The 23,294-nt window shown below is 56.2% G+C and carries 27 protein-coding genes and 1 tRNA gene; 19 read left to right on the forward strand and 9 right to left on the reverse strand.

Annotated elements, in window-relative coordinates; all coding sequences use genetic code 11:
• Positions 1-20 precede the first annotated feature (20 nt).
• The 18 genes from F6A13_RS14830 (at position 21) to F6A13_RS15495 (ending at position 16,994) form a co-directional block, all read left to right on the forward strand.
• A complete protein-coding gene (locus tag F6A13_RS14830) occupies positions 21-227 on the forward strand; it encodes a TonB-dependent receptor (protein ID WP_225981869.1) in 207 nt (68 codons plus the stop codon).
• Between the two features lie 134 nt (positions 228-361).
• Complete coding sequence (locus F6A13_RS14835; RefSeq protein WP_192796472.1) at positions 362-3,109, forward strand: bifunctional YncE family protein/alkaline phosphatase family protein; 2,748 nt, start codon at positions 362-364, stop codon at positions 3,107-3,109.
• A gap of 318 nt (positions 3,110-3,427) precedes the next feature.
• Complete coding sequence (locus F6A13_RS14840) at positions 3,428-5,005, forward strand: type I restriction-modification system subunit M (protein WP_126604792.1); 1,578 nt, start codon at positions 3,428-3,430, stop codon at positions 5,003-5,005.
• A 44-nt stretch (positions 5,006-5,049) separates the two neighbouring features.
• A complete protein-coding gene (locus F6A13_RS14845) occupies positions 5,050-5,325 on the forward strand; it encodes a BrnT family toxin (protein ID WP_126604790.1) in 276 nt (91 codons plus the stop codon).
• On the forward strand, positions 5,282-5,620 hold the full coding sequence (locus F6A13_RS14850) for a BrnA antitoxin family protein (RefSeq protein ID WP_126604788.1): 339 nt from the start codon (positions 5,282-5,284) through the stop codon (positions 5,618-5,620). Before F6A13_RS14845 ends, F6A13_RS14850 begins: the two co-directional genes overlap by 44 nt.
• A gap of 42 nt (positions 5,621-5,662) precedes the next feature.
• Positions 5,663-5,878, forward strand: coding sequence for a hypothetical protein (locus F6A13_RS14855; protein ID WP_126604787.1), 216 nt, complete (start codon positions 5,663-5,665; stop codon positions 5,876-5,878).
• A 92-nt stretch (positions 5,879-5,970) separates the two neighbouring features.
• Complete coding sequence (locus F6A13_RS14860; RefSeq protein ID WP_126604785.1) at positions 5,971-6,225, forward strand: hypothetical protein; 255 nt, start codon at positions 5,971-5,973, stop codon at positions 6,223-6,225.
• A 58-nt stretch (positions 6,226-6,283) separates the two neighbouring features.
• Positions 6,284-6,493 carry a DUF4926 domain-containing protein gene (locus F6A13_RS14865; RefSeq protein ID WP_225981870.1) on the forward strand — a complete coding sequence of 70 codons (210 nt, stop codon included), beginning with the start codon at positions 6,284-6,286 and terminating at the stop codon, positions 6,491-6,493.
• Positions 6,490-7,803, forward strand: a complete 1,314-nt coding sequence (locus F6A13_RS14870; RefSeq protein WP_126604779.1) for a restriction endonuclease subunit S — start codon at positions 6,490-6,492, stop codon at positions 7,801-7,803. Before F6A13_RS14865 ends, F6A13_RS14870 begins: the two co-directional genes overlap by 4 nt.
• A 3-nt stretch (positions 7,804-7,806) precedes the next feature.
• A complete protein-coding gene (locus F6A13_RS14875) occupies positions 7,807-8,595 on the forward strand; it encodes a hypothetical protein (protein WP_126604778.1) in 789 nt (262 codons plus the stop codon).
• Positions 8,592-11,660 (forward strand): type I restriction endonuclease subunit R, encoded by a 3,069-nt coding sequence (locus F6A13_RS14880; protein ID WP_126604776.1) that lies wholly within the window; start codon positions 8,592-8,594, stop codon positions 11,658-11,660. The genes F6A13_RS14875 and F6A13_RS14880 overlap by 4 nt, the downstream gene beginning before the upstream one ends.
• Positions 11,661-12,125: 465 nt before the next feature.
• Entirely contained in the window at positions 12,126-13,100 is a 975-nt protein-coding gene (locus F6A13_RS14885) for a carbon-nitrogen hydrolase family protein (RefSeq protein WP_126604774.1), read from the forward strand.
• A gap of 638 nt (positions 13,101-13,738) precedes the next feature.
• Entirely contained in the window at positions 13,739-14,020 is a 282-nt protein-coding gene (locus F6A13_RS14895; RefSeq protein ID WP_126604773.1) for a type II toxin-antitoxin system RelE/ParE family toxin, read from the forward strand.
• A gap of 16 nt (positions 14,021-14,036) precedes the next feature.
• Positions 14,037-14,396, forward strand: a complete 360-nt coding sequence (locus tag F6A13_RS14900; RefSeq protein ID WP_010642615.1) for a HigA family addiction module antitoxin — start codon at positions 14,037-14,039, stop codon at positions 14,394-14,396.
• 301 nt (positions 14,397-14,697) lie between these two features.
• The gene (gene yghU, locus F6A13_RS14905) at positions 14,698-15,579 is read left to right on the forward strand and encodes a glutathione-dependent disulfide-bond oxidoreductase (RefSeq protein WP_054609019.1); all 882 of its coding nucleotides are present in this window, start codon (positions 14,698-14,700) and stop codon (positions 15,577-15,579) included.
• A gap of 591 nt (positions 15,580-16,170) precedes the next feature.
• Positions 16,171-16,458: a DUF6516 family protein gene (locus tag F6A13_RS14910; protein WP_126604771.1), complete on the forward strand. Its 288-nt coding sequence runs from the start codon at positions 16,171-16,173 to the stop codon at positions 16,456-16,458.
• Positions 16,440-16,796, forward strand: a complete 357-nt coding sequence (locus F6A13_RS14915) for a hypothetical protein (protein WP_126604770.1) — start codon at positions 16,440-16,442, stop codon at positions 16,794-16,796. The genes F6A13_RS14910 and F6A13_RS14915 overlap by 19 nt, the downstream gene beginning before the upstream one ends.
• A 21-nt stretch (positions 16,797-16,817) precedes the next feature.
• A complete protein-coding gene (locus F6A13_RS15495; RefSeq protein WP_192796473.1) occupies positions 16,818-16,994 on the forward strand; it encodes a hypothetical protein in 177 nt (58 codons plus the stop codon).
• A gap of 391 nt (positions 16,995-17,385) precedes the next feature.
• On the opposite strand, the gene F6A13_RS14920 is transcribed toward F6A13_RS15495, so the two are convergent.
• From F6A13_RS14920 to F6A13_RS14945, 6 genes are all read right to left on the reverse strand, one after another.
• A complete protein-coding gene (locus F6A13_RS14920) occupies positions 17,386-17,739 on the reverse strand; it encodes a YbjQ family protein (RefSeq protein ID WP_126604769.1) in 354 nt (117 codons plus the stop codon).
• Between the two features lie 187 nt (positions 17,740-17,926).
• A tRNA-Met gene (locus tag F6A13_RS14925) sits at positions 17,927-18,003 on the reverse strand.
• Positions 18,004-18,072: 69 nt separating this feature from the next.
• Positions 18,073-18,849: an ABC transporter permease gene (locus tag F6A13_RS14930; protein ID WP_126604768.1), complete on the reverse strand. Its 777-nt coding sequence runs from the start codon at positions 18,847-18,849 to the stop codon at positions 18,073-18,075.
• Positions 18,849-19,778 (reverse strand): ATP-binding cassette domain-containing protein, encoded by a 930-nt coding sequence (locus F6A13_RS14935; RefSeq protein WP_126604767.1) that lies wholly within the window; start codon positions 19,776-19,778, stop codon positions 18,849-18,851. The genes F6A13_RS14930 and F6A13_RS14935 overlap by 1 nt, the downstream gene beginning before the upstream one ends.
• Complete coding sequence (locus F6A13_RS14940; protein WP_126604766.1) at positions 19,759-20,487, reverse strand: alpha/beta hydrolase; 729 nt, start codon at positions 20,485-20,487, stop codon at positions 19,759-19,761. Before F6A13_RS14940 ends, F6A13_RS14935 begins: the two co-directional genes overlap by 20 nt.
• On the reverse strand, positions 20,487-20,825 hold the full coding sequence (locus F6A13_RS14945; protein WP_225981871.1) for a (2Fe-2S) ferredoxin domain-containing protein: 339 nt from the start codon (positions 20,823-20,825) through the stop codon (positions 20,487-20,489). The genes F6A13_RS14940 and F6A13_RS14945 overlap by 1 nt, the downstream gene beginning before the upstream one ends.
• Before the next feature lie 51 nt (positions 20,826-20,876).
• Here F6A13_RS14945 and coq7 point away from each other — a divergent pair, with 51 nt between their 5' ends.
• The gene (coq7, locus tag F6A13_RS14950; RefSeq protein WP_126604765.1) at positions 20,877-21,503 is read left to right on the forward strand and encodes a 2-polyprenyl-3-methyl-6-methoxy-1,4-benzoquinone monooxygenase; all 627 of its coding nucleotides are present in this window, start codon (positions 20,877-20,879) and stop codon (positions 21,501-21,503) included.
• 4 nt (positions 21,504-21,507) lie between these two features.
• Here the strand turns inward: coq7 and F6A13_RS14955 are convergent, their stop codons facing one another.
• The 3 genes from F6A13_RS14955 to trpC all read right to left on the reverse strand — a co-directional run bounded on the left by F6A13_RS14955 (position 21,508) and on the right by trpC (position 23,294).
• A complete protein-coding gene (locus F6A13_RS14955) occupies positions 21,508-21,996 on the reverse strand; it encodes an RrF2 family transcriptional regulator (protein WP_113527138.1) in 489 nt (162 codons plus the stop codon).
• 10 nt (positions 21,997-22,006) lie between these two features.
• The gene (locus F6A13_RS14960) at positions 22,007-22,432 is read right to left on the reverse strand and encodes an OsmC family protein (protein WP_009567144.1); all 426 of its coding nucleotides are present in this window, start codon (positions 22,430-22,432) and stop codon (positions 22,007-22,009) included.
• Positions 22,433-22,502: 70 nt separating this feature from the next.
• Positions 22,503-23,294 carry an indole-3-glycerol phosphate synthase TrpC gene (trpC, locus tag F6A13_RS14965; RefSeq protein WP_113527139.1) on the reverse strand — a complete coding sequence of 264 codons (792 nt, stop codon included), beginning with the start codon at positions 23,292-23,294 and terminating at the stop codon, positions 22,503-22,505.

The raw sequence follows: 23,294 nt of genomic DNA on the forward strand, positions 1-23,294 counted from the left end.
GGTGCATATCACCCCCGGGCATGCTGAACCTGGGTGTAGAGGACACGATACCGGTCCACGCCGATTATGTGAAAAATGTGAAACTGGCGCTGAATATCGACAACTTGCTGAATCGCCGGTATTTTCCTAAGGGTTTCAGCAATACCGATTATTACGGCAATACCTACCTGTCCGTCCTGGAAGGCATGCCGCGCTTCGTGTTCGGCAGCGTGACGGTGAAGTTTTAGTATGGATGAGGTGATAATATGAACGCGGTTGACGTGGTGGTGCATCTCTCCGCCCCGCCCTCGATAAATGACTAGGATATACTGCCGTGAAAAAATGGAATTCCATCGTAGCATGTGCTGTTGGATCTGCGTTGATGTTTTCGGTGCCGGCTTTTGCCGATGTGGGGGTTTCCAACACGCGCGACATCAACGGCCCGATTCATATTCAAGCGGCGAATCAGGGCTCGGTGACCCATGTGTTGCCCACGGGGCGGATCGTCAGCCCTGTGGGTCTGGTCAATGGCGCCCCCAATTTTGTGACCGCGGTCGTGCCCTTGGGCGATCATATCGCGGCCATGGCGAACGGAGCCACCCGGGCGCAGACCATCACCCTCTATGATCAGCACACCCTGCATCGGGTGGCGGAAATTGCGGCCTATAAAAAAGCCCCCCAGAAAGCCGCGCCGATGCCCACGGACGTCACCGACCTGCATAGCGATGTCATTGGCCATCAAAGCTTTTTCCAGGGCATGGCGGTGGGACCTGACCACGTGCTCTATACCGCAGGCGGCGAGAGCAGCGATGTCGCGGTATTCAGCGTTCAGGGTGGGAAAGCAAAATTGCTGCGCCGCTATCCCCTAGCCTGGCAGCCTTTCCCTAAAAATCAGTATCCCTATGCATACCAGGGACACCATATCGGTAAGCCGCGACTCTTTTATCCGGACGCCATCGCCGTGGGACCACGGAACCGGCATCTGTACGTAACCGGCCTGCTGTCCAACAGCCTCGCCCGCATCAATATCCAGACCGGACATACCCGGTATCGCAATGTGGGTCCATATCCCTTTGCGGTTACCTTGGCCGATGCGGGGAAAAGGCTGGTGGTCAGCCTCTGGGGCGGCAATGCCGTTGCGGTGGTGGATCCGGCCACCATGCGGATGCTCGGCACGGTGCGGGTTGGCCCGCCCACCGGCCCTAAGCATAGGGCCGCAGGTGTGCACCCCACGGCGCTGGCGGCGGTACCCCATTCGCCCGATGTCTTCGTGGCACTGGCCAACATCGATCGGGTAGCCGAGATCGATAGCCCCGATCTGCGGGTAAAGGGCTTCATCAACGACAGCCCCTATCCTGATGCGCCGCCGGGCAGTTATCCGGACGGTTTGACCATTACGGAGGGCAAACTCTTTGTGGCCAATGCCGGCAACAACGATGTTGCCGTCTACAACGATCAGACCGGTAAGAACCTGGGACTGATCCCCACGGGCTGGTACCCCACCGCCATCACGCATGCGCATCATGCGCTGTACATCGTCGCCGCCAAGGGGCTCGGCTCTGGTCCCAATGTGGAGCACCAGTGGGTCGGGAACATGATGGATGGCGTGGTGCAAAGGGTCCGCCTTCAGCATCTCATGTCCCATCTTCCCGCATGGACGCAGGAAAGCTTGCACAACGACGGCTTTACTCCCGCGCAGCAGGAGACACGTCACGCAGAGGATGTGAAAACGGATGCCTTCCTGCGCCAGCATATCCAGTACGTCGTTTTCATCCTGCGCGAGAACAAAACCTTCGATGAGGATTTTGGCGATGACCAGGCGGCAGGCGCCTGGGCCGACCCGCATCTGGATCTCTACGGACCCCAAGAGCTGCCGAACCTCTATCACCTCGCCCACCGCAACACACTCTTCGTGAATTTCATGGCCGACGGTGAGGTGACCGCCCAAGGCCATCAGTGGACCACCGCCGCCTCGGACTCGGATTTCGTGCAACGCACCTGGCCGGAGTACTACTCCGGGCGCGGACTCGTGGCCAATCCCGGCTGGACCCAGTCTCTGGTTCCCGGCGGGGCGACGGGTACGGGTGGAGTGCCCCTGGGTGTCGACAATCCCTATGCCATCTATGAGAACCTCTCGGCATTGGGCAAGTGGTCCAATCCCTGGATCAGTTATCCCCAGCGCCTCTTTCTCTTCAACGACCTGCTGGATCATAGGGTGTCTTTTGAAGACTTCGGGGAGTTTGTATCACGTTCTGAAGCGGGTAACATTTCCACGGCCATGAAAAGGCATCTGGCGACGGGCTTTCCCGGCTGGGACCGGATGATCCTCGACACCTATCGGGAAAAGATGGCGGTGAACTGGCTCAAGGCCCATCCCGGTTCAAAATTCCCGCACTTCATCTATATCTGGTTGCCGGATGATCACACGGCCGGACGCCAGTCCTGCTACTACACGCCGGATTACTATGTGGCCAATAATGACTATGCCACGGCCAAGTTCATTCATTACCTGTCCACCACCCCGGAGTGGAAGCATATGGTGGTGTTTTTGACCGAGGACGATGCACAATCCGACGCCGACCACATCAATGCCCATCGTACCTTCGCCCTCGCCGTGGGCCCTTGGGTGAAAAAAGGCTATCTCGAAACCAATCTCTATTCCCAGGTGAACATCCTCAAGACCACCGAGGCCATCTTCGGTCTGCCGCCCATGTCCCAGTGGGATCAAAACGCCAGCGTCTTCTCGGGGATGTGGACGGACCATCCGGACTTCGCGCCCACCAAGGTGCTGCCCATGCAGGTGCCGGTCACCTTCAATGCGGGGAAATGCGATCACTACACGTTGCTGCGTCGCGAGGCGGGCGCCACCGGACATTACCTGATCGCCGACGAAATGGCTTGGTACAAAAAGCATCAGACCAAAAACGGCGCGGGTCTGCCCGCCCCGAGCAAGGCCGACACTTATACGCCTACCACGCTGCTCAAGGTTCCTGGTCCCGAACAGATGAAACAGGAATGGATCGCCAGCAAGGGGGTCAAATCCTACGCGCGGGTCATGACCTACCTCAAGGCCTATTCCGCGCAAAAAGATGCGCCAGTAAATGCCTATCAGGCCGGTGAGAAAGAATGACGCTGAACAGTAACGCTCTGTCAGCGGGACATTTCCGGAAATCCCCCCTTGGGGGCAGACTCCGGATCACAGTCCGGCAGTGACCAAGGGCAAACTTTCCGCTGGGGAGGGAAAGTGATTGAAACCCACCGTGACCGCGGCGCTGCCCTATGTCCCGCGAAGCGGGCCATGCTGCTGGGTTCACTGATCGTGATGCTCGTCATGGGATCCTGCCATGACGCTCCTCGTGGTGTTATTGGTACCCCTTTTGGCGCTTCCCAATCCTGACGATGAGGGGGTTCTGTGCTATAACCACCCAAAGAATCAAAAGGGGACACCATGCCGCGCGGACCAGCCAAGAAGAAGACCGAAGACACCAGTCATCAAAGCCTCGAATCCAAGCTCTGGGCCACCGCCGACAAGTTGCGTGGCCATCTGGACGCCGCCGACTACAAGCATGTGGTGCTGGGCCTCATCTTCCTGAAGTACATTTCGGACCGCTTTGCCCAAAGGCATGCGGAAATCATCCGGGAAGAGGCGGGGACTTACGCAGCCGAAGACCGCGACGAATACACGGCGGAAGGCGTGTTCTGGGTACCCTTGTCGGGCCGTTGGGACAGGGTGCAGGCCGCCGCCAAGCAGCCCGACATCGGCCAGCGCATCGACGATGCCATGACCGAGATCGAGCGGGAAAACCCCCATCTGAAAAACATCCTGCCCAAGGGCTACGCCCGTCCCACCCTGGATCAGCGCCGCCTGGGGGAACTGGTGGACCTCATCGGCACCATTGGGCTGGGTACGGCGGAACATCAGGCCCGCGATACCCTGGGCCGCGTCTACGAGTATTTTCTGGGTCGATTCGCCAGTGCGGAAGGTAAACGCGGTGGCGAGTTCTACACCCCGGCATCGGTGGTCAGAACCCTGGTCACCATGCTGGCCCCGTACAAGGGACGCATCTATGACCCTTGTTGCGGGTCCGGCGGCATGTTTGTCCAGTCGGAAAAGTTTATCGAAGCCCATGGCGGCAAGGTGGGCGACATCAGCGTCTATGGGGAAGAATCCAACCCCAACACCTGGAAGCTGGCCCTCATGAATCTCGCCATTCGCGGCATTGAGGCCGACCTGGGACCGGAAGCGGCGGACACCTTCCATAAAGACCTGCATCCCGATCTGCGGGCGGACTACATCCTTGCCAACCCGCCCTTCAACATATCCGATTGGGGCGGCGACCTGCTGCGGGATGACAAACGCTGGCAGTATGGGATACCGCCTACCGGCAACGCCAACTTCGCCTGGGTGCAGCACATGGTCCACCACCTGGCGCCTTACGGCATTGCAGGCTTTGTGCTGGCGAACGGTTCCATGTCATCCAATACCAGCGGCGAGGGCGAAATCCGCAAGAACCTCATCGAGGCCGATCTGGTGGACTGCATGGTGGCCCTGCCCGGTCAGCTCTTCTACAGCACCCAGATTCCCGTCTGCCTGTGGTTTCTGGCGAAGAACCGCGATGACGGACGCGGCATGGCGGGCAAGGAACTGTTTGAACGCAGCGGCGAAGTGCTGTTTATCGACGCCCGCAACATGGGTTTCATGGCCGACCGCACCCATCGGGAACTGAGCGATGCGGACATTCAGAAGATTGCCGATACTTACCATAACTGGCGGGGTGATGGGGACGGGGAATACGCGGATATTCCCGGATTCTGCAAGGCGGCCAGCCTGGATAACATCCGCAAGAATGGCCACGTCCTGACGCCGGGCCGCTATGTGGGGGCAGCGGCCATGGATGACGACGGTGAACCCTTTGAAGAAAAGATGGCACGGCTGACCAAAGACCTATCGGAACAGTTGGCGGAAGGGCGGCGGCTGGAAGAGGAAATGCGGAAGAATCTCGGATTGTTGGGGTACGACATCTAAACCTTCTCACCTTGACGAAACAGGACATCAACATAATAATCAATATGAAGCTGGATTGGGATGAAGAAAAACGGCAGACCACCCTCGCTCACCGGGAACTGGACTTTGCAGATTGTGTAGAAGTGTTTGCCGATGTCACCTTTGAGTTTCCCGATACGCGCAAGGACTATGGCGAAGCGCGTACCGTTTGTATCGGATTCCTGAAAAATCGAATGGTTGCCGTGGTGTACACTCAAAGAGGGGATACCCGGCGGATTATTTCAATGAGGAAATGTAATGACCGTGAAATCGAAACCTACCGCGAACGCCTGGCTAGATGAAGACGACGCAGAGGAATTAACCGGCAAAGAACTGGATCACCTGGAAGGCCGCTGGCTGAAGGGCGGTGAATCCATAAATAGCGAACAAGGCCAAGCCGCTTTTCGTGAGCATTTACGTAAAAAACAGGTCAACATGCTGATTGACCCAGATGTTCTCGACTACTTTCGCCGAAAGGCGGGGCGTCGTGGTTATCAAACTTTGATTAACCGCACTTTGCGGGAATCCATGGAACGGGAATCCCTGCTGGATGCCGTGCGCAAAGTGGTTCGGGAAGAATTGCACCATACGGACTAAAGCGGCTAGTGATCTGACCGTGAGGTCATTTAAGGGGGTATCATGAGCGTGGACCGTACCCGTGGGGTAGCGATTGTCAACGAGGTCATGGACCCTCTGGATGGGGATACGGTATTTGGGCAGCGATGGGGTAGCGGTGAACTCATCCGCATAACGTCCAAGGAATTGAACGCCCTGATGGAAGGCAAAATCATCGCCGTGGATGTCGAGGGTGAGTCTGTGGTGTATCTTCAACTGGGTGCAGAATCTGAGGATTGAGCCACGACGCAGGCTGGAAGATGAGATGTGTAAAAATGAATAGATAATTGGGTTAGAACTGTAGCTTTCACTTGACCGCTGAGGATGCCGCTATGAATGAATCACTACCGGAATGCTGCAAAGAAAACACCATCGCCAACAGGGCGGAATTGATTGATTGCATGGAAGCTCTTGAAGATACAACAAATATGACCATCGAGGCTCTAAGAGAACGGCTGCAATACTTGAAGGTAATGCGTCATACAGACCACTTGGCGATGTTTAAAGAGGATGAGGGTTTACTGGACATCTACGACCGCGCAAGTCTTACATTACAGAATGCTATTGATGCCTTGGGTAAATCATAGGCACCTGGATGAAAGCCCATCCAGCAATATTTCGTCAGGCAATGTCTTGATTCAGGGATTGGACATCGTCATCCTGCTGAAAAACCGACCCAATGAGGATCTGGTGAAAGGTGATGTAGGGTCCGTGGTGTTCATCGATGAGGGCGGCAAAGCCTTTGAGGTTGAGTTTACTACTCTGGCCGGTGATCCATTAGGGGTGCTGACCTTGGCAGAGGATGAAATCCGCCCCGTCTCGGCAAGGGATGTACCGCATGTGAGGGTGGCGTGAGTAATCTGTCAAAGAATAGTCCTGAACTTAAATGTGTTAAAGCGAAGGATTACTGCCTTTCCGTTCGTGATGGTACCCATGATTCACCCAAACCCGTAGATATAGGGTTTCCCCTTGTAACATCGAAACACCTAAAGTCAGGGCAGATAGAAATAAATGCTTGCTATCAAGTAGCTGAGGATGATTATTATGAAATAGTAAAGCGAAGCAAGGTTAATCAATGGGATGTGTTGATTTCGATGATTGGCACAATCGGTGAGGTTGCTTTAGTTAAAAATGAACCACATTTTGCAATAAAGAATGTTGGTCTTTTCAAATCACGTAGTGAAGCTGACGGAAAATGGCTTTACTATTACCTTCGTACAGATTTCGCGCAAAATTATCTTAGGGAAATTTCCAGAGGCACGACACAGCAGTATGTCCCCTTAGGTTCTCTAAGAGAAATGCCGATATACGTGTTTGATGACAAATCTGAAATGTCTCGCATCGCCAACATTCTGGGCACCCTTGACGACAAGATCGAGAACAACCGCAAGACGGCGAAAACCTTGGAGGCCATGGCGCAGGCCATCTTCCAGTCGTGGTTCGTGGACTTCGATCCGGTACGCGCCAAGATGGCCGGGGAATCGCCAGAAAGCATCTGCAAACGGCTGAAGCTCACGCCGGAAATTCTGGACCTGTTCCCGAATCGGCTGGTGGACTCGGAATTGGGGGAAATTCCTGAAGGGTGGGTTGACGGCTCGCTAGGCAATATTTGTTCACGGCGATCGGCACGGATCGGTAACCGCGATGCCAAAGTTCTGTCAGCGGTCACCGAAGGTCGTCTTGCTATATCGGACGATTACTTCACCAAACGGGTATACAGCAAAGACATAAAGAATTATCTGGCCGTCGAGTGGTATGATTTTGCCTATAACCCTTCTCGCATAAATATTGGATCAATAGGCATGCTTGAATCACATTTTCTTGGTGCGGCAAGCCCAGTCTATGTTGTTTTCCGTCCTGTCGAAGGGTACCAACAATTTATAAAATTATACCTACGCCTAGCAACCACCAAACAGTGGATTGCCAATTTTTCAAGTGGTAGTGTTCGACAATCTCTCTCTTATGACGATTTTGCAGCTATACCTTCTGTCATTCCGCCAAAAGTAATAATAGACGTTTTTAGTTCTATCCACGATTTTATGAAACATTCCACCGATTCCTTATATGAATGTGCTATTAAAACATCCGGTCTTCGCGACGCCATTTTACCTAAACTCATATCTGGTGAAATTCGTGTCCCTGGCCTAGATGATGGTGCCGGGTAGCCTATGTCGTTATCATCTATACTTATGTTCATCTCAGCTTTCGTAACATTTTGTTTGGTTTGTGTTACAGCATGGATGGCTTACCAGACAAAAAGGCTGGCGAACTATAATCAGGAAATTGTCAAGCAAAACAGAGCACTTTCCAAAAAGAACGACGCCCTGATACAGCAAAGCGAAAGACAGCATAAAGAGCGACTGCGTCCACTATGCTTTCCAATCACGCAGGATAGCAATGTTATAGATTTCAACAAAGCCATAACTATGGGGGCGCCAAGTTCAAATCATGGCCCGGGAATCCCTCCTCACATTGAGTTTCTTGTATGTAACAAGGGCCTTGGACCGGCCATAAACATGCGTTTTCATATCAACGATATACATAATCGGCGAATCACCAAAGATTTTATGGTCACACATGTCCTTCCACCCAATGAGGAAAATAAATTTGTATCACACATTCCGCCGCTGAATATGCTAGATGAAAATGGTGGTTTGTTTTTTGGAATGGAACCAAGCCAAGTTGTCAACGATGCATATTTTATTATTTGTGAATATGGAAGTATGTTTTCTAAGGAAACTTTCCATTCCATAGTTGCAAAAGGCTATCGGGACCCTTCATTGGCCGGCGACGGCAAGAATCAGTGGCGGCTCAATCGCCCTCTCACCCCACCTGTTGAGTTTAGGCTCGGACTGGACCCGTCTAAGCCAATATGGCCGCTTCCGCCTGAAGACGCTAATTATTCCGCCGAGTTCCTCAATCTTTCTTCGCCACCGGAAAATGGGCAGTCCACATGACCCCCCTCAACGAATCCACCATCGAACACCACGCCATCGCCCTATTCAAAGAAATGGGCTACACCTACGCCTTTGGCCCCGACATCGGCCCTGACAGCGACCATCCCGAACGGGCAGATTATGAAAACCCCCTGTTACTGGAACGCCTGAGCACCGCCATCCATCGTCTGAATCCAGAAGCCCCCAAGGACATCCGCGAGGAAGCCCTGCGCCAGGTGCAGGCCATCGCCGTGGGTGGACTCATGACCGAGAACAGCCTCTTTCAGCAGATGCTCGTGGAAGGGGTCAGGGTGGCCTTTATGGTGGACGGCGAAGAACGCGGCAGCATCGTCCGCCTGCTCGACTACGACCATCCCGAAAAGAACGATTTTTTGGTCGTGAACCAATATACCGTCATCCATGACCGGGTGAATCGCCGGGCTGACTTGGTGGTCTTCCTGAATGGCCTGCCGCTGGGCCTCTTTGAACTCAAAAACATGGTGGACGCCAACGCCACCATCCGCAAGGCATGGAATCAGCTACAGACCTATCAGGCCGATATCCCGAACCTCATGGCCTACAACGCCGTGCTGGCCATCAGCGATGGCCTCAAGGCCGCCGTGGGCTGTCTGGGTGCCCCCTATGAACGCTTCCTGCCGTGGAAAACCATCGACGGGCAGGAACTCATGCAAGGCGGGGATGACCCGCTACGCTTTCTGATTCACGGGGTTTTTGAACCCAGCCGCTTTCTGGACTTGATCCGCTATTTCATCGCCTTCAGCGACGATGGCCGCACGCTCAGCAAGAAGATCGCCGCCTATCATCAGTTCCATGCCGCCCAAAAGGCCCTGCTGACGACCCTTGCAGCGGCAGGCATGGGCGGCGACCGCCGGGGTGGTGTGGTCTGGCATACCCAGGGGTCCGGCAAGAGCCTCACCATGCTCTTTTTCGCCGGAATGCTGATTCAACATCCCGCCCTGGAAAACCCCACGATTCTCATGCTCACCGACCGCACGAACCTGGACACCCAGTTGTTCGATACCTTTGCGGCGGGCAAGCAACTCTTGCGGCAAGACCCGCAACAGGCCGACAGCGTCAGTGATCTGCGGGAACTGCTGCAAAGGGCTTCCGGTGGCGTCCTCTTCAGCACCATCCAGAAGTTCCAGAAAGACCGTAACGATGCCTTGACGGCACATCCCGTGCTGTCCGACCGAAAGAACATCATCGTCATGGTGGACGAGGCCCAGCGCAGCCAGTACGAGATTCTGGATGGGTACGCCGCCAACCTGCGGGCGGCCTTGCCCAACGCCACCTTTGTGGCCTTTACGGGCACCCCGCTGGAACTGGATGACCGGGATACGCGGGTCGTCTTTGGGGATTACATCGACATCTACGACATCCAACGGGCTGTGGAAGATGGGGCAACCGTCCCAATTTATTACGAAAGCCGACTGGTGCGCCTCAATCTGCCGGAAGACCAGCGCCCGGTCATCGACAGCACCTTTGAGGAAATCACCGAAGACGACGAGCAGGAAAACCGCGAACGCCTGAAAACCCGCTGGGCGCAACTGGAAGCCCTAGTGGGTGCGCCGAAGCGGGTGGAACAGATTGCCGCCGATCTGCTGGAGCACTGGGAAAAGCGGAAAAGCATCCTGTCCGGCAAGGCCATGATCGTCGCCATGAGCCGCCGCATTGCCGTGGAACTCTATGATGCCATCATCGCCCTGCGCCCCGACTGGCACAATGAGGATGACGCGCAAGGCGGTATCAAGGTGGTCATGACCGGTTCCGCCAGCGATCCCATCGAATGGAAGCCGCACATCCGCAGCAAGGCGGGCAATGAAGCCATTGCCGACCGCCTGAAAGACCCCGAAGACCCGCTGGAAATGGTCATCGTGCGCGATATGTGGCTGACCGGCTTCGACGCCCCGGCCCTGAATACGCTGTACGTGGACAAGCCCATGCGCGGGCACACGCTCATGCAGGCCATCGCGCGCGTCAACCGGGTATTCACCAACAAGTCCGGCGGACTGGTGGTGGACTACATCGGCATCGCCCAGGACCTGAAAAACGCCATCGCCACCTACACCCGTTCCGGCGGCAAGGGCAATCCGGCGGAAACCGTGCAGGAAGCCATCAAGGTGCTGCTGGAAAAGCTGGATATTTGCCGCAGTATTTTCCATGGGTTGGACTATCAGGATTATCTGACCGGCGACGGGTCCGAAAAGGTGGCCACCCTGCGCAAGGCCACTGAATTCATTCTGTCCCAGGAACTCACGGAAGACGGCCTCAAGCGCCGTTTTCGCAACGCCACCTCCGGCCTCAAGAAAGCGGCGACCCTGGCCGCCGGTGACGACATCGTGGAACGCTGCCGGACCGAGATCGTTTTCTTCCTGAGTGTCCGCGCCACCCTGGACAAGACCAGCGAAGCCGAATCCCTGGTGGAAGAACAGGAATATGCCATCCGCCAACTCATCGACCAGTCCATCGCCCCGGAAGGCGTGGTGGACCTGTATGCGGTGGCGGGCCTGCCCAAAAGCGAAATATCCCTGCTGTCCGATACATTCATCCACCAGATCGAGGCCATGCCCGAAAAGAATCTGGCGCTGGAAATGCTGCGCCGTCTGCTGCAAGACACGGTACGCAAGGAAGGCAAGGGCAACCTGATCCAGAGTAAAGCCTTCTCGGAAAAGCTGGAAGAAGCCCTGCGCAAGTACCACAACCGCTCAGTGGATACCGTCGAGGTCATGCAGGAACTCATCGAACTGGCCAAAGCCTTGCAGGCGCTGGATCAGCGTCATGCGGCGCTGGGCCTCAGCAAGGACGAAGCGGCCTTTTACGATGCCCTGGCGACCAACGATTCCGCCGTGCAGGCCATGGGCGACGAGGCCCTGAAAATCATCGCCAAGGAAGTGGCCGATACCGTGCGCCAGAACACCCGCATCGACTGGTCCATCCGCGAACAGGCGCGGGCGCATCTGCGGCGCATGGTGAAACGAGTCTTACGGAAACACGGCTATCCGCCTGATATGCAGGAAGGGGCGGTGAATATGGTTATTGAGCAGGCTGAGGGGTTGGTGGGGTAATCGGCAAAAGGCGAACTCACCCCCGATACTGCCCATCGCGCCATTTTAATGCTGGATTATCTACAGGAACTCGTAAAGTCAGCCTGGAATATTTGGCAATAGTAGACAGTCCCGTTTCAAGCGGCCAATCGTATGCCCGTGCCTCTTCTGGCTTTGTGGGGCATGCGTAAATAACGTAATATTTTTTACTTCCATGCACATTCCGAAAGCACCAATAACGAGTTAAGACTGGAAGTGGTCACTCTGCAGCAGAATGACATCATTCGACCCGCCGCCGCCATTCGCCCTGCTGCTACGAACGACAGGAATGCAGCGGATGCGGTCGTTCAAATTCGGGCGGATTGGTGTAGAATCAAAAAAGTAGGACGGTTGTAGCCGAGGAGATCCGGAAATGTTATACGGCAATGTCGGGTGTTATGCTGCAAACCCGGTGCAGTTGAATTCACGTTAGGGTGAAAGAGAGCCATGGATTCTGCTATGCCAACAAAAATTCGAATCGCCGCAGTGCAAATGAATTGCCGCCCCGGAGAAGTAGCCCATAACTTGGCGCATGCTGAGGCCATGGTCGCAAGTGCAGCAGAACAGGGCGCTACACTTGTTCTGATGCCTGAATTGATGCCCAGCGGATACATGGCAACAGAGGAAATATGGAACTCGGCAGAAACCATTGATGGCCATTCAGTTAAATGGCTATTAAGCACCGCCAAACGCTTTAGAATTTACCTTGGCTTTAGTTTCTTGGAGGCCGAAGGTGAGGATTTTTATAACTCATTCGTGCTAGCCAGCCCTGAAGGTAAGCTCATTGGTAGAGTGCGCAAAAACCCACCGGCCTCGATAGAGGCCTATTTTTACAAGGCCGGTTCTGATCCCCACGTTATTGAAACAGAGATTGGCCGAATTGGCGTGGGTATCTGCTACGAGAATCTTCTTTACGACCAGATGTGTTTTCTTCATGGCGAAAATGTCGATCTAGCGTTATCACCCGCTGCTGCAGGTAGACCAAAACCGTTTATTCCGGGAGACGTCAAGAGGTTCGAGGACATGCTGATTAATGGCCGGGCGATATTTGCAAAAACCCTTGGGGTGCCTGTAGTCATGGCAAATAGAGTCGGCCCTTTGGAAACCGATCTTCCCGGAAACCTGCCGTATTTGAAAAGCAGTTTTCCAGGGTTGTCGTCGATCGTTGATTACGATGGCGCGGTAAAAGCAGAGCTTGGCGACGAGGAAGGCATTATCCTGGCCGATGTTCATCTTGGACATAGTGTCGAACGAAAAAACAAGCCAAGGCGATATGGGAAAATATGGGGCATTCCCGTGCCTTGGTACGCTTTTATCTGGCCGCTGACCCAGAAATGGGGTGAGAAAAGCTATGCAACTAATATTCGGAGAAAAGAGCGTGCTTTGTCGGTTAGTAGGAGTGCGAAAAGTGTCGCACCCTAACAACGCCATCAACGCGGACGGGCAAAAGCGCCGCTTCGCTCTGCTTTTGCCCGCCGGTTATGGCGAGCGTTAGGCCCTCAAGCCTAGGAAAGGACACGACATGACAGTGAATGTATGGCCCCGGAATCAATACACCGGGGTTGGCGGCGGCGCCTATACCGGAGTAGGTGGTGGGATGTATACGGGAGTTGGCGGTGGCGCCTACACGGGTGTCGGAGGTGGCCTTTACACGGGCGTGGGTGGAGGTCTTTACACCGGTGTTGGAGGCGGCATGTACACGGGAGCGGGTGACTCATTACATGAGCAACATTCCACCGTGGCCACATTTCGTGCGAGAACTTGAGGCGAGGGGATATCAATCGCAAGCGGACATGATCCGAAGGTATCTTCCAGAAAGGCTTTGGCCAGAGAACTACTTTCAAAAGTGAGGCTTCGTCCAACCAGTCGCTTGAGCCGACTCACGTCGGCAAGCCGCTACTCGCGGCCCAGCTTCAACGTTAAAGGGCAAATGTCTGCAATCAGTCTGGGCGAGCCATCAGACGGCGTTGTTTCCTGCGATCCAGTATGGAAACTGAGAAGTGCGGGACTAACAGACACCGTTATTTGACGCTACTATCGGATCGCGTTAGCATTCACCGATGATCATGAGCTTTGCGGACAAGCAAACCGCCGCAGTCTTCGCTGGCCTGAAAGTGCGCCGCTTTGGAGCGGAATTATTGCGGATGGCGCAGCGGAAACTGGCACAGTTGCATCGCGCCGGCCGGATCGAAGATCTGGCTGTACCACCAGGCAACCGCCTGGAGAAGCTCTCCGGCGATCGGAGCGGCCAATGGAGCATGCGCATCAATGACCAGTGGCGGATTTGCTTCGTATGGCGCGACAGCAACGCCTGGGACGTGGAGATCGTGGATTATCACTGATGGATGGAGGTATATCGTGAGCATTCGTGTGGACGAGATCGAAAAGATGGATTTTTCCGATGTGGCGAATCTGCGCGAAGGTCGGTCTGCCCCCATTCACCCCGGCGAGATCTTGCTGGAAGACTTTCTGAAGCCGATGGGCATCACCCAGTACCGTCTAGCCAAGGAAATCGGCGTCCCGCAGCGCCGTATCGGGGAGATCGTGATGGGAAAGCGGGCCGTTACCCCGGATACCGGGCTGCGGCTGTCCCGGTTTTTCGGGATGAGCGACGGTTTCTGGGTGGGCCTGCAAACCGATTACGATCTCGCCGTGACGCGCCACGCCATGCAGGCAGTTCTCAATAAGATTCAACGATACGACGTTCATGCGGCGTAACGACCAGAATCCGCTGGTAACGACTCCGGCAGGTTGAGTTTGCCACACTCTGTGGCAGGTGGGCTGAAAGGCTATATTGCAGCGTAAGCGGTCGTCCAGCGGACTGATCATCATGTTCTGGAAACTTGAATTCAATTTACACAAGGGATTGAGTAGAGAAGAATGGTTGCCAAATTTGAGCACGTCAAAGGCGAGATGCGGCAACCTGTCAGTTTGATGGGCATGGGTTGCATTGAACCGATTGTTGTGATGACCGAGTATGGTTAAATTGTAACCTGGTTCAATCCAAGGAGAATCATTCATGACCAATTCAACGGACTACGTGCCCCCTAAGATTTGGGTCTGGAACAAGACTGAAGCAGCTAGTGCCTTCACGCTTCTCAACCGTCCCGTTTCAGGACCAACCCACGATAAAAAACTCCCCGTCGGTCATCACCCATTGCAACTGTACTCTCTGGCGACGCCCAATGGCCAAAAAGTAACAATCCTGCTAGAAGAGTTGTTAGCACAGGGTCATATCGGTGCAGAATACGACGCGTGGCTAATCAGTATCCGTGACGGGGATCAATTTGGAAGTGGTTTTGTAGCAGTGAATCCGAACTCCAAGATCCCAGCTCTCGTGGATCACAGCGGTTCACAGCCTATTCGGGTTTTTGAGTCTGGTGCGATCATGCTGTATTTAGCACAGAAATTTGCGGCGTTCCTGCCTACCGATCCAAGTAGGCGCGCCGAGTGCCTATCATGGCTATTCTGGCAGATGGGGAGCGCCCCTTACCTGGGTGGCGGATTCGGTCATTTCTACGCCTATGCCCCAGAAAAGATTGAATATGCAATCAATCGTTTTGCTATGGAAGCCAAGCGACAACTTGATGTGCTCGATAAACGGCTCTCGGAAAATGAATATATAGTAGGTAGCGAATATACGATTGCTGATATGGCCATCTGGCCTTGGTATGGTGGTTTGGTTAAAGGCTGGCTGTACGATGCTGCGGAGTTTCTTTCGGTGAAGGACTACCCGAATGTTCGGCGCTGGACAGACAACATCTACGCCCGCCCTGAGGTACAACGCGGGATCAAAGTCAACCGTATCGTTGGCGAACTTTCCAGCCAGTTGCATGAACGCCATGATGCGAGTGACTTTGATCTACGCACGCAAGATAAGCTCGTAAATGCCAAGCCATAATCAAAGGCGTGGCCATTCATACTGAAGCAAACCTCGTTCCTTTGGGGGGTTAGTGACGAGTTTCTTCTGTCATGAAAAAAACTAAATTCTGCAATTGTGATCATGGATAATGAATGTCCGCTTCCAGTCTGGACCAGCCCTTCGGTAAAAAACTCTACAGGAGATATCTAACCGGAGAGAGTCTAGGTAAAAGTTTCATAAACTGTACACCATCTCCCTCCAACCAGAAAGCTTCCGCACACACTCCTCACAGACATTCATCTTCCAACCCATGGCGCAGCAAGTATTGTCAGGGTTTTGGACACCGAGGACATAGGTTTCCAACCAGATTTTGCATATAGCCTTTTTTCTTGTACTTTACCCACCTGCCGCCGCGAGCAAGGCCATCCTTGTAAGTGGCTAAACGGCGGCCATAAAGCGGTCAAACGAGGGGTGTCGTTTCACCCAAGGCGTGACCAATGGATCAGGTCGCGGCAGCAGCGGAAGATAGCTATCTTCCGTGCATTCCATATGTACCGCAACGGCCTGGAACCATGATCATGCGTGTTGTCATTATTGACATCATTACCACGGGATTACATGATAGCCTCCATGAAAGCTACCCTGATCACCAGCTTCAAGGATGTTGCGCCGAATGGCGATCTCATGGAGATGGTGGTGTGGCGCGTACCGAAGCCTGTGCTGCCATGTGGGCACTGCTTCAAGTACCGGCTGGTCTACGTGGTCAACGGCACAAGGGTCATCGGCTATGACAACGAGCCCGGCAAGGGCGACCATCGTCACGTCACCGGCGAGGAAAATGAATATACGTTCACCAGTGTGGAACAGTTGATGGAGGATTTCATCGCGGAGGTGGAACAATGGAAATGCGAACACTGACCATTACCGTACAACCGGACTGGAAAGCAGCCCTACGCGCTGCCGGTAAAGCCGCGCAGGCTGAAACCTACCAGGGGGAAACCCTGAACTTTGAATCGCCGGATGTGTTCCTGGGCCGACTGACTGCGCTGCGATGGTCTCTGGTGCGCCAGATCATGAGTGCAGGGGAAGTGTCCATCCGGGAGCTGGCCCGGCGGGTAGGCCGGGATGTGCGTCGCGTACACGATGACGTGCGGGTACTCGCCGAACTCGGACTGATAGAACGCACGGCCAACGGCGGGGTGTGCTGCCCGTTCACCGACATTCATCTGGATATGCACTTGCGCAAGGCGGGATAACGCGGTGCTGGAGAAAGGAATATGACACGGCGCAAGATTGTACAGACAGCCGATCCTTATCAAATCCAAGAGGTCATTGAAAAGGATGGGCGGATTCATTGGGAAATTTTTGGTCCCTATGGATTCCTCAGCGATCATACATCGTTAGCTGATGCGGAAACGAAGGTAAAGGATCTCATCAAAGGTATTACACAGTAACGAGCCGTCTGCAAGGCGGTGGTTTTTGCGGGTAAATCGGAGTGTGGCGCGTACCGCGCTTGCGTTAAATCGCCGCTGGTCAGGGTGTCTGGCTGAGCCGCCTGCGGGGCGATCTTGCACGTTGAGCAATCAATATGCACCACATAATGACAGGATCGCAGCGGGAGCGGCCATTCACCTCCAAGTTGCGAACGAGTAGTATCAGTCTGTACCTGCCCTTCAACAAGCAGCCTCGACCGACAGCTCTTGGCCGGTACTACTCGTTCCTGTTCCCAGTGGGAATGTCTGTTTACGCTTGCAACACCCATACAGTTATTTCTGGTCGACGTAGCCAGACGTTATATCAGTGAGATAATTGAAAAAAGCTCTATAGACATCGGGAAATGGCCGGTTACTGAGGTTCCACCACCACCGCCGTTCCATAAGCCGTGACCTCATTCATGGCCTGCCCCTGCCCAGCGTCAAACTCACCGGAATCGAAGCGCATGCCAAGAATCGCATTGGCCCCCAAGGATCGAGCATGCTCGGCCAGTTGTTCCAGCGCATCATCGCGGGTCTGGGCAATCATCTTGAGATACCCCGCCTGCTTGCCGCCAAAGATGGCACGGACACCACCGAGAAGATTACCGATGATGTTGCGGGATCGGACACCCGTGCCGTAGACCGGCCCAATGACCCGGACCACGCGCATGCCGGGGCAGTCGTTGATGGTGAGGATGAGGACGGGGTTGGCTACGTTGGTCATTTTAACGCCTCAAGATTCCCTGTGAAAATGGTTCTGTAGGGCTTCCATATCCCTTACAACGGCGGCAATGTCTTTGCCTCTGATGGATGCCAGAGACATCTTTGCAAGGGGTCTGGCCTGCCATTGGCGAAGTTAAGCTTGGACGCAAAAAACCACCTAGCAATTTAAGCCAAGTGGTTGATTTATTTGGTGGCGCTTCAGGGACTCGAACCCCGGACACGCGGATTATGATTCCGCTGCTCTAACCAGCTGAGCTAAAGCGCCGTGAGGCGCAAATTAAAGCCCTAACCTGCGTGCCTGTCAAGAGCGACGCGGCAATTCGCCCATTCATCGTCAGCGCAGCAACCGGCGACTGAGCAGACGCCACCCAAGCACATAGGCCACCAGGGTGTACAGCAGCAGCACGCCCGTGTGGTACAGCACCTCATGGGGCAGATGCCCGGTCAGCAGCGGTCGCAGCAGGGCCACCGCATGGGTCAGCGGCAGCACCCCGGCAATGTCCTGAGCGAAGGGCGGCAGCGATTGGATGGGGTAGAAAACGCCGCAAAAGAGAAACATCGGCGTCACCGCCAGAGTGAAATAATACATGAAGAAATCATAACTGCGTGCCAGTGCCGTGATGACCAGCGCCACCCCGCCGAAGCTCAGCCCCGCGAGCAAAATGACCGGCAGCGCCAGGATCACCCAGGGGCCCTGTATGGCGCCAAAAAGGCTGGCGACGATGATAATGGCCACGGCACTGATCAGGCCTTTGACGGCGCACCAGGCCACCTCACCGGCGAGGATGTCGCTGACCCGCAAGGGAGTGGCCAGCATCGCTGCGTAAGTGTGCTGGGCGCTCATCCGGGTAAAGGCCGAATATAGGCCCTCGAAGCTGGCGGTGTTCATCACGCTGCTGGCGACGATGCCGGAGGCGATGAAGGTGATATAGGGCATTCCGTCCATCCGCCCGACGAAGTGCCCCAGACCGTAACCCAGCGCCAGCAGGTAAAGAAGCGGGTCGCCGAAGTTGCCAAGCAGGCTCGGCACCAGCAACTTGCGCCAGACACCGAAGTTGCGCTGCAGGACAGCCAGCGCCCCAGCCCCTGGCAAGGCGTCGCGTATCGGCATTATTCGGTTTCCTCCCGCAGATCGCGTCCCGTCAGGCGCAGGAACACATCCTCCAGACTGGCGGGACGCTGTATCCAGCGATAGGCCGGATCATCGCCAAAGTGCGCCAGCAGCGGACTTAGATCCGACCCGTAGCAGATCAGGGTGTCGCCCACGCGCTCACTGAGGCTCACCCACTGGCGATGCAGATCCTGCGGGTCCGGCGGCTCACCGTCCACCCGGCGCAATTCGACGACGCCCCCGGGGATATGGGTGGCGATCAGCCCGCGTGGACTGTCTTCCGCCAGAATCCGGCCATGGTCGATGATCCCGACCCGATCCGCCAGACGTTCCGCTTCATCCATATAATGCGTGGTCAGGAGCAGGGTGGTGCCCTGTCGCCGCAATTCGCGCAGACGCTGCCAGATGAGATGGCGGGCCTGGGGGTCGAGTCCGGTGGTGGGCTCGTCCAGCAGCAACAACTTGGGGGCGTTGATCAGGGCGCGGGCAATGGTCAGGCGGCGTTGCATGCCGCCTGACAAAGAGTGGATCGGTTGCGCGGCGTAGCCGCTGAGGGCCATGAACTCCAGTAACTCGGCGCTGCGCTGGCGAATCAGCGCTTTCGGCAGGCCGAAGTAGCGGCCGTAGGTCCAGAGGTTTTCCTGAACGGTAAAATCGGGGTCCAAGTTGTCGGTCTGGGGCACCACCCCCATGCCTGTCCGCGCCGTGCGCCCCATTTCCGCGAGCGTCCGGCCATCGATGCGAACCTCTCCGCCATCGGTGGGCGTCAGCCCCTGGATCGCCCGTACCGTAGTGCTTTTACCCGCCCCGTTGGGGCCGACCAGGGCGAAGCATTCTCCGGCGGCGACGGCGAGGTCTACCCCGCGCAGCACCTCGCGCCCGCCATAGCGCTTATGCAGCGCCCGTAGTTCAAGAAAAGCTGGCTTCACGACAGGGGCTGCTGACTCCCATCTCGCTTGCTTCTTCACTGAGGGACGCCAACAGTGCCGCTCGCAGCGCATTGAGCTGACCATGAAAGAAGTGGTCCGCGGGAAGCAAAATTTGCCTGGGCTGGACGGGCAGTGTATCAACCCAGTTTTCTACGCTCGTGGCGGGCACCAGTTCGTCCAGTTCGCCCTGAATCAGGGTCCACGGGCAGGAAGGTGCCGGCAGCACCGTGAAATCAAAAAGATTGACGGGCGGGGCGACGGTCAGCAGACGGCGGATGCGCGGATGGCGATGCACGCTGCGGTAGGCCACATAGGCTCCGAAGGAAAATCCGGCCAGCCAGATGTCGAAACCGGGGCGGCGCTCCTGCACCCAGTCGAGCACCGCCAGGCAATCCTCGGTTTCACCACGACCATCATCATAGACGCCGCCGCTCTCGCCGACTCCGCGAAAATTGAAACGTAGCGAGGGGATACCCAATTGATTGCAGGTCCTGCTCAGATAATGCACTACCTTGTTGTGGAGTGTGCCGCCATAAAGGGGGTGCGGATGGAGAATGACCGCCACCGCGCCGCGCGTCTCTTTGTCGGGGCAATCGGTAATGCCTTCCAGCGGACCCGCCGGACCCGGAATGATGACCCGCTGGCCTACACATTCCAGGCTGGCCAGTTCGCCGCCGTCATAGAGGTGACTCCGGTCGATAGGCAGCATCAGATCCGCAACCGTTCGACGGGTATGCCGTCGCGCAGGTGAGACTCGACGATCTCGCGAATATCGTCGGCATCCACGTAGGTGTACCAGACGGCGTCTGGGTAGACTACGGCAACCGGGCCCTCATCACAGCGCCCCAGACAGCCGCAGCGGTTGACGCGTACCTGTTTTTTACCGTGAATGCCGAGCGCTTTGGCGTGCTGCTTAGCCACATGAAACACCTCTTCGGCAATGCCGCTGTTATTGCAGGCACGCTCACCGTTCTCGCGCTGATTCAGGCAAACGAACAGATGCCGTTGATAAAAAGCACCTTCCATAAGCGTTGACCCTCTATCCATAGAAGGACATCATACCCTAATTAACCCTTACTGACAGCGTGCGGAGGTGTCATGTTCAGCGATCAAGTCATTGCCAATATCGATAACGCCTTGCGTACCCTGACCGGACAGCAGGTGGGCAGTGATCGACCCTATCCGGCCAGGGATATTCCCGATACCCTCCTGCGCCCCTGGGAGCGACAGCGGGCCGGGCGCATGATGCGGGTCAACCATGCGGGTGAGATCATGGCGCAGGCACTCTATACCGGCCAGGCAACCGGCACCGATGACCCTGAATTACAGGAGCAACTACAGCGCGCGCGCACCGAGGAAGAAGACCATCTGCGCTGGTGTGAAGCCCGCCTGAGGGAGTTGGACAGCCGCCCGAGTCTGCTCGCTCCGCTCTGGTACGGCGCGGGCTGGAGCATGGGTTTTCTCGCCGCCCGGCGTGGCCGCGCCAGCAATCTTGGCCTGGTCGTTGCGGTAGAAAATCAGGTGGAAGAACATCTCAACAGCCATCTGGATGAACTCCCTGCCGACGATGGCCGCAGTCGCGCCATCGTGGCGCAGATGCGCGATGACGAAGTCGGGCATGCCGCAAAAGCGGAAGAACTGGGCGCGGAAAAACTCCCCATGCCCATCCGCCTGGCGATGGGGGTTTTTTCCAAGGTTCTGACGCGGGGGGCGCTGTGGGTCTGACGGCTCAGGAAAAATCACTGCCGGATGTCGGCGCCGGGCGGATATGCAAGTGGTCCCCACCCGCCAAGTGGATGCGGTAACGACCGGCCATTACGGCCTCCGCCATGCTGGCGATGGTCTGTCTGCCGAGCAGGTCGATCACCTCGGCCTTGAGCGGCTTCCACTGGGTATGCACGGGGCAGGCGGTTTCATCCGCGCACGCCTTGAGGCCGAGTACGCAGCCCTGACCAAACGCCTGCCCTTCCACGATCTCGATGATGTCGAGGATGTTCATCTGTCCTGCTCCGGGGCGCAGGACAAAGCCGCCGCCGCGGCCCTTGAAGGAATCGAGCACCCCGCGCTTGGCCAGATCCTGCAGGATCTTCGCCAGATACTGGGCCGGGACGTGTAGGTAATCGGATATGTCCCGACTCAGCACCGGCTGCCCGGATGGCTGTGCCGCGAGGTAGATCAGGGCCTGTAAGGCGTATTCGCTGGTTTTACTCAGTAGCATGGAGGCATCCTCAGCATTCTTCTCGAATCTCATAGTCGTGGGTGATCGCCGCAGTTTTGCCCAACATGATGCTGGCCGAGCAATATTTTTCTGCGGATAGGCCGATGGCGTGGCTTACCCGCTTGGGATCAAGCGCCTTGCCGGATACCACAAAATGCAGATGAATCCCGGTGAACACCTTCGGGTCCTGCTCCGCCCGCTGGGCCGCCAACTCCACCACACAGCTGCGGATATCCTGCCGGGACTTCTGAAGGATCATCACCACATCGATACTGGAGCATCCGCCCAGACCCATCAGCAGGAGCTCCATGGGGCGCGGGCCGAGATTACGTCCGCCGATCTCGGCGGCGCCATCCATGACCAAGGCATGGCCACTGTCGGCGTCGGCAACGAAGCTCATCTGCCCAGGACCCATCCATTGTACGCGTGCTTCCACTCTTCGCTCCCTATTCCCGGACACCACCGATTCCCATTTAATGACAATCAACTAGCCGTGTAAACTGCGTTTAGTCAAAAAACAGGTGTTGCAGGGCGTCTCCCGGCTGGGCAGTGCGCATAAATGCCTCGCCAACGAGAAAGGCACCGACTCCCGCCGCGCGCAGGGTGGCTACCTCCTCCCGGCTGCGGATGCCGCTTTCGGTGACGACGATCCGCTCTCGGGGAATCTCCGGGAGCAGTTTCAGCGTGGTTTCAATCTCGGTGACAAAACGCCGCAGGTCCCGGTTATTGATGCCGATCAGTGGGGTCCGCAATTTTAACGCGCGCTGTAACTCGGCTGCATCATGCACCTCCACCAGCACCGCCAGGCCCAGGCTCTGCGCCGTTGTCTCCAGACTCTGCAGCTCCGCATCGCTCAGGGCCGCAACGATGAGCAGGATGGCGTCGGCCCCAATGGCCCGTGCCTCCCAGACCTGATAGGGATCGATGCAGAAATCCTTGCGCAGCACGGGCAGTGGGCAGGCCTCACGGGCGGCGGCGAGATAGAGGTCGGCGCCCTGAAAATAGTGTTCATCGGTCAGCACCGACAAGCAGGCTGCACCATGGGCGGCGTAGTCTTGGGCAATGGTCACCGGGTTGAAGTCTTCGCGGATTACCCCCGCCGAGGGCGATGCCTTTTTGATTTCGGCGATCACTGCGGGCTGTCCCTGGGCCATTCTGGCCCGAATGGCGCCGACGAAGTTGCGCGGCGGTGCCGTCAGGGCCACTGCCGCCTGCAACTCCGCAAGGCCCAGGCGGGTTTGGCGCTCCACCAGTTCCTCCCGCTTATGGGCAATGATTTCCTGAAGTATGTCGGTCAT

This window comes from Acidithiobacillus sp. 'AMD consortium' (assembly GCF_008926505.1).
In the GTDB taxonomy this organism is placed as follows: Bacteria; Pseudomonadota; Gammaproteobacteria; order Acidithiobacillales; family Acidithiobacillaceae; genus Acidithiobacillus; species Acidithiobacillus ferridurans.

Coding starts and splice junctions, on each gene's coding strand:
- F6A13_RS14830 (WP_225981869.1), top strand. CDS start 21: ATGCTGAACCTGGGTGTAGAGGACACGATACCGGTCCACGCCGATTAT.
- F6A13_RS14835 (WP_192796472.1), top strand. CDS start 362: ATGTTTTCGGTGCCGGCTTTTGCCGATGTGGGGGTTTCCAACACGCGC.
- F6A13_RS14840 (WP_126604792.1), top strand. CDS start 3,428: ATGCCGCGCGGACCAGCCAAGAAGAAGACCGAAGACACCAGTCATCAA.
- F6A13_RS14845 (WP_126604790.1), top strand. CDS start 5,050: ATGAAGCTGGATTGGGATGAAGAAAAACGGCAGACCACCCTCGCTCAC.
- F6A13_RS14850 (WP_126604788.1), top strand. CDS start 5,282: ATGACCGTGAAATCGAAACCTACCGCGAACGCCTGGCTAGATGAAGAC.
- F6A13_RS14855 (WP_126604787.1), top strand. CDS start 5,663: ATGAGCGTGGACCGTACCCGTGGGGTAGCGATTGTCAACGAGGTCATG.
- F6A13_RS14860 (WP_126604785.1), top strand. CDS start 5,971: ATGAATGAATCACTACCGGAATGCTGCAAAGAAAACACCATCGCCAAC.
- F6A13_RS14875 (WP_126604778.1), top strand. CDS start 7,807: ATGTCGTTATCATCTATACTTATGTTCATCTCAGCTTTCGTAACATTT.
- F6A13_RS14880 (WP_126604776.1), top strand. CDS start 8,592: ATGACCCCCCTCAACGAATCCACCATCGAACACCACGCCATCGCCCTA.
- F6A13_RS14885 (WP_126604774.1), top strand. CDS start 12,126: ATGGATTCTGCTATGCCAACAAAAATTCGAATCGCCGCAGTGCAAATG.
- F6A13_RS14895 (WP_126604773.1), top strand. CDS start 13,739: ATGATCATGAGCTTTGCGGACAAGCAAACCGCCGCAGTCTTCGCTGGC.
- yghU (WP_054609019.1), top strand. CDS start 14,698: ATGACCAATTCAACGGACTACGTGCCCCCTAAGATTTGGGTCTGGAAC.
- F6A13_RS14910 (WP_126604771.1), top strand. CDS start 16,171: ATGAAAGCTACCCTGATCACCAGCTTCAAGGATGTTGCGCCGAATGGC.
- F6A13_RS14915 (WP_126604770.1), top strand. CDS start 16,440: ATGGAAATGCGAACACTGACCATTACCGTACAACCGGACTGGAAAGCA.
- F6A13_RS15495 (WP_192796473.1), top strand. CDS start 16,818: ATGACACGGCGCAAGATTGTACAGACAGCCGATCCTTATCAAATCCAA.
- F6A13_RS14920 (WP_126604769.1), bottom strand. CDS start 17,739: ATGACCAACGTAGCCAACCCCGTCCTCATCCTCACCATCAACGACTGC.
- F6A13_RS14930 (WP_126604768.1), bottom strand. CDS start 18,849: ATGCCGATACGCGACGCCTTGCCAGGGGCTGGGGCGCTGGCTGTCCTG.
- F6A13_RS14940 (WP_126604766.1), bottom strand. CDS start 20,487: ATGCTGCCTATCGACCGGAGTCACCTCTATGACGGCGGCGAACTGGCC.
- F6A13_RS14945 (WP_225981871.1), bottom strand. CDS start 20,825: ATGGATAGAGGGTCAACGCTTATGGAAGGTGCTTTTTATCAACGGCAT.
- coq7 (WP_126604765.1), top strand. CDS start 20,877: ATGTTCAGCGATCAAGTCATTGCCAATATCGATAACGCCTTGCGTACC.
- F6A13_RS14955 (WP_113527138.1), bottom strand. CDS start 21,996: ATGCTACTGAGTAAAACCAGCGAATACGCCTTACAGGCCCTGATCTAC.
- trpC (WP_113527139.1), bottom strand. CDS start 23,294: ATGACCGACATACTTCAGGAAATCATTGCCCATAAGCGGGAGGAACTG.